1 protein-coding gene is annotated in these 990 nt (G+C 61.8%); it reads right to left on the bottom strand.

Features of this window, described 5'->3' with window-relative positions:
- A partial coding sequence (locus ACN8M7_RS25925) for an IS481 family transposase (protein ID WP_490262623.1) occupies window positions 1-908 on the bottom strand: 908 nt, incomplete at its 3' end.
- Window positions 909-990 lie beyond the last annotated feature (82 nt).

Below are 990 nucleotides of genomic sequence, written 5' to 3'. Positions count from 1 at the left end.
GCTCTGCTGATCGGGGGCAGGTATCCGAGGCTGGCGTGCAGTCGGTGCCAGTTGTAGTGATGCAGCCAGGGCAGCAGGTGCGCTGCTCGCTGCTGTGAAGTGTCGTAGCTGCGGGCATAGGCCCATTCACGCAGGCTCGTTTGGATGAAGCGCTCGGCCTTGCCGTTGGTGCGTGGCGTATAGGGCTTGGTGCGGATGTGTTTCAGCCTGAGCCGAGCACACAAGCGCTGAAACGCCCGTGATCGATAGCAGGCGCCGTTGTCTGTCATGACGCGGCGAAAGCAAATGTTCAGCCCGCGATAGTAGCGCAGTGCTTGCAGCAAGGCCCGGCAGGCGCTGCTGCCACGCTCATCCGGATGCAGGCTGGTGAACGCCAGTCGGGACGCATCGTCGATAGCCACGTGCATGAACTCCCAGCCGGCGCCGTCGGAGCACTGCTGACGGTCCCCAGTGACTCGATGCCCGGGTTTCCAGAAGCGGCCAAGCTTCTTGATGTCCAGGTGCAGGAGATCGCCAGGATTGGCGTATTCATAACGCACCACCACAGGCGCGGGCTCCAGCTCAGCCAACCGATGAAAGCCGGCCTGCTTGAGACGGCGGGCCACGGTACTGACGGCCAGGCCGAGTATCTGGGCGATCTGCCGGTAAGTCTTGCGAGAGCGACGTAGCTCGATCAGTTGCTTGACTAGGGCGACTGCCGTGGCATGGGGGCATGAGTGCGGACGTGATGAACGATCCATCAGGCCGATCTCGCCCTCCTCACGAAAGCGTTTGAGCCACTTGTAGGCTGTACGCACACTGACGCCAGCGGCTTGTGCCGCATCTTCGACTCGTAGGCCGTTGAGCATGCGCTGCACGAGAAGGGCTCGACCTCGCGGGGTAAGACGGGCATGTTTATGCAGGTTCATCCGGGGCTCCTGGAAGGCTGTGTTGGTCGCGCTTCCAGAATTCCGGGAATGCCCCGGATGAACAACCTACTGAGAGATCACA

It is taken from the genome of Pseudomonas spartinae (assembly GCF_965197125.1).
Lineage (GTDB): Bacteria > Pseudomonadota > Gammaproteobacteria > Pseudomonadales > Pseudomonadaceae > Aquipseudomonas > Aquipseudomonas composti_A.
The sequence above is the reverse complement of the archived record's forward strand: the minus strand, read 5'-3'. Positions and strand labels throughout refer to the sequence as shown.